This window comes from Magnetospirillum sp. WYHS-4, assembly GCA_039908345.1.
In the GTDB taxonomy this organism is placed as follows: domain Bacteria; phylum Pseudomonadota; class Alphaproteobacteria; order Rhodospirillales; family GLO-3; genus JAMOBD01.
Genome location: JAMOBD010000098.1, coordinates 1 through 6,596 on the forward strand (window position 1 = coordinate 1; position 6,596 = coordinate 6,596).

Annotated in this window: 6 protein-coding genes; 1 reads left to right on the forward strand and 5 read right to left on the reverse strand. The window is 64.0% G+C overall.

Going from position 1 to position 6,596, the window contains the following annotated elements:
• Nucleotides 1–334, forward strand: a 334-nt coding sequence (locus H7841_17410; protein MEO5338641.1) for a hypothetical protein, incomplete at its 5' end; no start/stop codon positions are given.
• 169 nt (nt 335–503) lie between these two features.
• Here H7841_17410 and H7841_17415 read toward each other — a convergent pair.
• From H7841_17415 to H7841_17435, 5 genes are all read right to left on the reverse strand, one after another.
• Entirely contained in the window at nt 504–1,166 is a 663-nt protein-coding gene (locus H7841_17415; GenBank protein ID MEO5338642.1) for a peptidoglycan-binding protein, read from the reverse strand.
• A 339-nt stretch (nt 1,167–1,505) separates the two neighbouring features.
• Nucleotides 1,506–2,231 carry a molecular chaperone TorD family protein gene (locus H7841_17420; protein ID MEO5338643.1) on the reverse strand — a complete coding sequence of 242 codons (726 nt, stop codon included), beginning with the start codon at nt 2,229–2,231 and terminating at the stop codon, nt 1,506–1,508.
• 26 nt (nt 2,232–2,257) lie between these two features.
• Entirely contained in the window at nt 2,258–2,932 is a 675-nt protein-coding gene (locus H7841_17425; protein MEO5338644.1) for a 4Fe-4S dicluster domain-containing protein, read from the reverse strand.
• Nucleotides 2,933–2,947: 15 nt separating this feature from the next.
• On the reverse strand, nt 2,948–5,488 hold the full coding sequence (locus H7841_17430; protein ID MEO5338645.1) for a molybdopterin-dependent oxidoreductase: 2,541 nt from the start codon (nt 5,486–5,488) through the stop codon (nt 2,948–2,950).
• Complete coding sequence (locus H7841_17435) at nt 5,485–6,324, reverse strand: hypothetical protein (protein MEO5338646.1); 840 nt, start codon at nt 6,322–6,324, stop codon at nt 5,485–5,487. Before H7841_17435 ends, H7841_17430 begins: the two co-directional genes overlap by 4 nt.
• Nucleotides 6,325–6,596: the final 272 nt, after the last annotated feature.

The window sequence follows — 6,596 nt, forward strand, 5'->3', positions numbered from 1 at the left end:
GGAGGAACTGGCGGCGGCCAAGGCCGGCGCCGCGGCAGCCCCGGCGACTCCGGCGGCGCCCACCGCACCGGTCGTTCCCCAGGAACTCGATCCCGATCTGCGCGGCTTGGCCGGCGTGCGGCCCTTCGAACGGCCGGCCGGCGTTCCGTTCGTCACCGCGGTCTACAAGAGCCCGGAATGGTTCAAGACCGCCCTGACGGGAATCGTCGAACCGATTCCCCCGTCGCTGGCTTTCCTCAAGGACCAGGAATTCTGGTTCAATCCCTTTACCCGTCCGGGCATGCCCGGCAAATACGACATCCGGGGATGGCACTCCTCCTCCGCCAAACCCTAGGATTCAAGCGACGAACCAACAGCATCCATCCTCCTCCGGGCAGGGAAGCCCTTCTCCCCTGCCCATTTTTTTGGCCTTTCCCGGAACAAAAAAATGGGGCTGGACCGTAACCGGACCAGCCCCAGTCGGGGGATGGGAGGGGCTATAAGCCCCCTTGGAAATTCCGTTGCTACTTCCGGCCGTTCCGCGCCGCATTCATCATGGAGAACAGCTCCGGCGACAGCCGGCCGTCCTGAGTCATCCCGGCGTCACGCTGGAAGGCCTTGATGGCCGCGCGCGTGGCCGGTCCCATCCGGCCGTCGACGGCCCCCTTCAAGTAGCCCATTTCGCTGAGATTGGTCTGCGCGGTGAGCACATCGGCCTTCATCGCCTGATGATGCCCGGCCATCCCGCTCATGCCGGCCATCCCGCTCATGCCGCCCATTCCGGACATGCCGTACATTCCCTGCATGCCCTGCATTCCGCCCATGCCGGACATTCCCGACATGCCGCCCATTCCGCCCATTCCGCCCATGCCGGACATCCCCGACATGCCGCCCATGCCGCCCATGCCGGACATCCCCGACATGCCGCCCATTCCGCCCATGCCGGACATCCCCGACATGCCGCCCATGCCGGACATCCCCGACATTCCGCCCATGCCGGACATGCCGCCCATGCCAGACATCCCCGACATTCCGCCCATGCCACGTTGGCCCTGCATGCCGGACATGCCACCCATTCCACCCATGCCGGACATTCCCGACATGCCGCCCATGCCCTGGGCGCCAGCGCCGGAGACAGCAAACCCGACGAAACCGGCCACAGCCAGTCCGGTGATCAATCCGCGCATTGGCACCTCCCGTTGAAAATATCCGACAAAACCGGCAGTCGCCTGCCGAACCGGCGAACGGGGCCGAAGGGACGGTCCGTCGAACCCCCGAGCCTTCGGGAACTTCGGATCGTCTCGGATGGCTTCCTTCCGCCCTAGGGCATCCAGAGGCCTTCTGTGGGGCTTTGGCGGCGCCCCCCCGGCAGGTCCCTCATGACGACGAGGCCCCCCTCGTCTCCTTCCGGACCGGCTCCCGGTTCACGCAACTAATAGGCAAAGGCCGTGCCAACAGGGAAAGGCCAGGAAGCCGGCAACCCCTAGCTTCGCTAAGCGCCACGGCGCCACAACCCTGTCAATAAGTCAGTCATGCTGTCCTGCCCCAATGGCAGAGAGTGGGAGCCCAAAGCCAGCAAGCCGCTTCGCAACGGATTTTCCCTTCTCGCCGCACAGACGGCCAAGAAGAACGCGGAGTTCGACTGCATAGGCCGCCGTCAACAGGGCCAAGCCGGCAAAATAGGGGGTCGCCGCACGGCTGGCCACCCGGCCGGCGAACAAGCCGACCCACCGCAGCGGGTGCTCGTCCAGGAACCGCACGGCCTCGGCAGCGGCATCGGAATCGCCCTTCTCCGCCAACTTGCCGAGGAACTGGAGTTGGTGGACGATGTGGTCGTCGGGGCGCTTCCGGGAGTCGGTGAGAACCAGACCCTGACGTCGGTAGAAGGCCCGCACGGCAAACATGCTGTCCTGCCGGTCGAGTCCGTCGGCGTCGAACCATGCCGATTCCGCCGGTGAGGCGCGAAGCCCGTAGGTCAGGTAGATGTCGGCGAAATCGACGGCCAAGGCATCGATGACGGAATCCGGCACCGGATCGGCCAAGCCGGAGAAAAACCCGCCCAGCAACCGGCCGGCCGTCTCCGCCGCTTCCGAGGTCAGCCGCAGCCCCAGATTGCCGGGAAACCCGACGGCTCGCAGGGCTTCCAGCAAGGCGGCGTCCGGCTCGCGATCATGCAGAACCGCCAGGGATGCCAGATCGTCGGCCACCGCAGCCCAAAAATCGGCGGGCCCGCCAGCGGCGGGCCCGACCATTCCTGTCTTTGGCTTCAACGTCTTCTTCAACCGTCGACCCTACCCTTGGGATGGACCACGAACACGATGGACGGATTGGTCAGTTCCGGATTGGCCATGCCCTTGACCTGGCGCACGGGCTTGTCCTTGGGGCCGATGGCCTTGGTCGCCCAGGCCCCGGTCCGCAACTGCTCGATCGGTCCGACGTCAAGAACTCGCATCATGCAGGCGGCGACGCAATAGGGCTTGCGGCCCGAGGCGATTTCGTCCACGCACATGTTGCACTTCTTGACCAGCTTGGCCTCCGGGTCCCACTGGGGGGCCCCGAAGGGACATGCCGCCTCGCAGCGGCGGCAGCCGATGCAAAGGGTCGAGTCGATATCCACGATGCCGTTGTCCGGCCGCTTGAAGATCGCCCCGGTGGGGCAGGTCGGCAGGCAGGCGGGCTCGGCGCAGTGGTTGCAGGACATGTTGACCTTATAGGCATACACGTCCGGGTACTTCCCTCCCTCGATGTACTGAACGCGCCGGAACCGGGGGCCTGTCGCCAGGCCGTTCTTGTCCTTGCAGGCGATCTCGCAAGCCCGGCACCCGATGCAGTCGACGTTGTTGTGAACGAAGCCCAACTGAATTTTCGGCTGCACCGGAACGTAGTGGGCACGCTTCTCGCGGTTGCGCTTGATCTGCTCGCGGAGCTTCAGCTTGGCGTCTTTCTCGGCCATGGCTGTTCCCCCTTCTTATATGTCGCGCCGAAAGATGGAACTGCGCGCCGTCGCCAGCTGATCCCAGCCAGGGCGGTGCTCCAGGTCCGTCTTGCGGATGTTGCAAAGAATGGTGTTGTAGGCGAAGGCGCCGGCCGGGCTGGGTTCGTCCGCGGTCAGGAAGTCCGGATTGCCGCTCCGGTCCACCCCCTTGTCGTCCAGGTCCAGCCAAGCCCCTTCGTGCACCACAGCGACGCCAGGCATGCAGCGTTCGGTGACGTAGACGGGCACGACGATCTTGCCCCGATCATTGTAGACCTCGACCGTATCCCCGGTCTTGACGCCCAGCTTGGCGGCGTCGGCGGCGTTGAGGGTGACCTCCTGGTCGAAGGTCTCGCGCAGCCAGGGGATGTTGTGGAAAATCGAGTGCGTCCGCCAGCGCGGATGGGGGGTGATAAGGTGATAGGGGAACTTCTTCACCTTTTCCTTGTCGCCCAGATACTCGAAGGGTTCGATCCACTTGGGAATCGCCGGGATGGGCGAGCCATAGGCGGTCTTCGCCCAGTCGGTGATCTGGCCCAGGGTAGTGGAATAAATCTCGATCTTGCCCGACGGCGTCTGGAAGGGGATGCCTTTTTCGACTTGGTCCTGGAAGGCGACGTGCGGGCGGGCCAGCTTGAACTTGTAGACGCCGCGCCGCTTGAATTCCTCCCAGGGCATGGTAACGCCCTGGTGATGCATCACCCGGTTCACCCACCATTCGCTCAGGTAGGCTTCGTCCACCGCGTCGTCGTAGAGGAAGTAGTCGCGATTGGCCTTTGGGTTGTACTTGGGTCCGAAGCCCAGGCGGTAGGCGAGTTCGGTATAGATCTGGAAGTCGGTCTTGCTCTCGCCCATCGGCTGGATGACCTTCGGGCGGTGGATGTAGTAGTGCCCCTTGTACCAGGGCAGCGCCACGTCGTGCCGCTCGAAATGGGTGGCCACCGGCAGCAGCACGTCGGCATAGAGCCCCGACGGCGTGATGGTGGAATCCATGCAGACCACCAGGTCCAGTTTCTTTATGGCCTGGATTTCCTTGTTGATGTTGGTGAGCTGGTTGAACCAGTTCGATCCCTGCCAGAAGATGCCGCGGATGTTGGGGGGCACGCCGTCCAGCTTATCCCCGCGCGGCCAGAGGCCGACTTCCTCGCGCTTCACGTTGGGGTAGTTGAGAACGATATGGGCCCAACGGTCCGACTTGATCGACGCGTACCAGATGTTGGAAAACTCGTCGTAGGGATAGGCCACGCCCTCGGCATGCCAGGCCTTGCCGACGCCTTCGGCGCAACCGCCCAGCTTGCCGATGTTGCCGGTCATCGCCTGTAGGGCTGCCGCCATGCGGTTGTATTGCTCGCCATGGGCATTGCGTCCAGGTCCCCAGGAAGCCTTTAGCGCCGCCGGCTTTGTACTGGCGTACATGTGGGCCAGCTTCTTGATGGTATCGGCGGGCACCCCGCAGACTTCCGCCGCCCATTCGGGCGTCTTCGGCTGCTTGTCGCGCGCCCCCAAGATATAATCCTTGAAGCTTTCCTGGCCCTTCGCCCAGCCCGGCATGGTGCCGTCGTCCATGCCCTGCACGAATCGGTTGATGAAGGCTTGGTCCTGCAGGTTGTTGGTAAAGATGTAATGCGCCATGCCGGCCATCATGGCCGCGTCCGTGTTGGGACGGATGGGAATCCACCAAGCGTCGTAGGCGCTGGCCGAGTCGGTGTACTGCGGGTCCACCAACACGAACTTGCATCCCTGCTGCTTGGCCATGCGCATGTAGTAGAAGGTATTGCCGCCATGGAAGGTATAGGCCGGGTTCCAACCCCACATAATCATCAGCTTGGTGTGGGCGAAGGTGTCATCCTCGTTACCGTCCTCGATGGTGCCGAAGGTCATGCGCGAGGAAAAGGTCGTCGCCTGATAGGATGGCACCGACCAGGACGAGGTGCGGCAGCCGAACAAGCCCAGGAAGCGGGCCTGCAGGCCCTCGATCTGGTCGGACTTGTGCAGCACGCCGTAAGAGGCGCCTGCATAGCTTTGGTCAAGCAGCGCCGTCGGTCCGTACTTTTCCTTGAGGTGGACCATCTTCTCGGCAACGTAGTCCAGTGCCACATCCCAGGAAGCGCGCTTGAACTTGCCTTCGCCGCGCGCGCCCACCCGGATCATGGGATGGAGCAGGCGTTCCGGGGAATAGAGCCGCAGCCGGTAGGACCGGCCGCGCAAGCAGGCACGCAACTGGGGCATCTCGAAGGTGTCGGTGCCCCAGGCGTCGCCCTGGAAGGTGCCGTCGTCGGTCGACAGACGGACGATGACGTCCCCCTTCTTATGGGCGATCAACATGTGCCGGGAACCGCAGTTGTGAGCGCAGCTGGTCGGCACGGTGACCAATTGGTCGTCGGTCCAGTAGGGTTCGTAGGCGAAGGCCTCGACGCGCTGCACGCCGCCCGCCGTTCCCGCCAAGCCCGCCGCGGCGGCGCCCTTCAGGAAACTGCGGCGGGAAACGTTGAGGCGCGCTTCCGGCAGTTTTACCCGATCCTGTTTCTTGCTCATTTCTTCTCTCCGATCGCGTAGCGCGGATTGGACTCGGCCGGACGTCCCTTCGCCCATTCGGGCGTGCCCTCGGGCATGTTGGGCCAGGGGTGCCGCGGATAAGGGTAGGAAATGCGGTACCAGGACCGCCCGCCGTGGCAGCCGTAGCAGACGTCGGAATTGTCCTTGGCCAAGTCCTCGATGGCTCCCGCCTTCAGATAGCTGACTTGATGCCGGACGGTACGGAACAGTTCCGCATGGCAGGTCAGGCAGCCGTTGGGGGCATCGTCGCTTTCCAGATTGGCGCGAACCTGATGCCAGGGACCTTCCAGGCCTTCCATGTTCTCGAAGACGAAACGGCCGTGGCACATCAGGCAGGTTTCGGAGGTATCCACCATCTTGCGCAGGGTAAAGCCGGCAGCCGTCGTCTTGTCGGCCGGCGGCGCCTCCTCACGCGGGTCGTTGCCGCGATGGCAGAAATTGCACTTGAGATCCATGACCTCCTTGGCGTAGGGGGTCGCGATATGCCGGCGATGGAAGGTGTCCTGTTCGCCGAGATAGGTGTCGAGAGTCTGATACCAAGCCTTGGCGGCGGCCGTCTTCGGGCCGGCCGGCGTGGCGGGCAGAACCTTGTCTTCCAGGATTTCCTTATGGCAGGCCAGGCACTGCTCATCGGTCGCCTTGTCGATGGCAGGCTGGAAATGGATGGGATCCCAGCGCGCGCGCTGGTAGTCGGGCTTGGCATCGCCCTTCCCGGCGCCTTGCGCCGTACCGGAAACCGCGATGCCGCCTAGGGTCAGAAGCGACGCCACCAAGGCAACCGCCACCGCCCCGAAATAGGGATGTTTCGGATTCATCTCCTCCCCGCCTTTCCCCCCGGTTGATTATAAACGAGAGCGAGGGATTTTTTGTCTCGGAGGGTGAGGCGGCCCGTTGCCGGGCCGCCTCGGTTCCTTCGGGTGCCAGGGAGAGGTAACCCCGGACACCCCGCAGGCGCTTAGCGCATGCCGGACATGCCGCCCATGCCGCCCATGCCGGACATACCAGACATGCCGCCCATGCCGCCCATGCCGGACATACCAGACATGCCGCCCATGCCGCCCATGCCGGACATACCAGACATGCCGCC

What these genes read in the sequence shown, in the direction of transcription:
- H7841_17430 (MEO5338645.1), bottom strand. Translation starts at nt 5,488, where the DNA reads ATGAGCAAGAAACAGGATCGGGTAAAACTGCCGGAAGCGCGCCTCAAC.
- H7841_17420 (MEO5338643.1), bottom strand. Translation starts at nt 2,231, where the DNA reads ATGGTCGGGCCCGCCGCTGGCGGGCCCGCCGATTTTTGGGCTGCGGTG.
- H7841_17425 (MEO5338644.1), bottom strand. Translation starts at nt 2,932, where the DNA reads ATGGCCGAGAAAGACGCCAAGCTGAAGCTCCGCGAGCAGATCAAGCGC.
- H7841_17415 (MEO5338642.1), bottom strand. Translation starts at nt 1,166, where the DNA reads ATGCGCGGATTGATCACCGGACTGGCTGTGGCCGGTTTCGTCGGGTTT.
- H7841_17435 (MEO5338646.1), bottom strand. Translation starts at nt 6,324, where the DNA reads ATGAATCCGAAACATCCCTATTTCGGGGCGGTGGCGGTTGCCTTGGTG.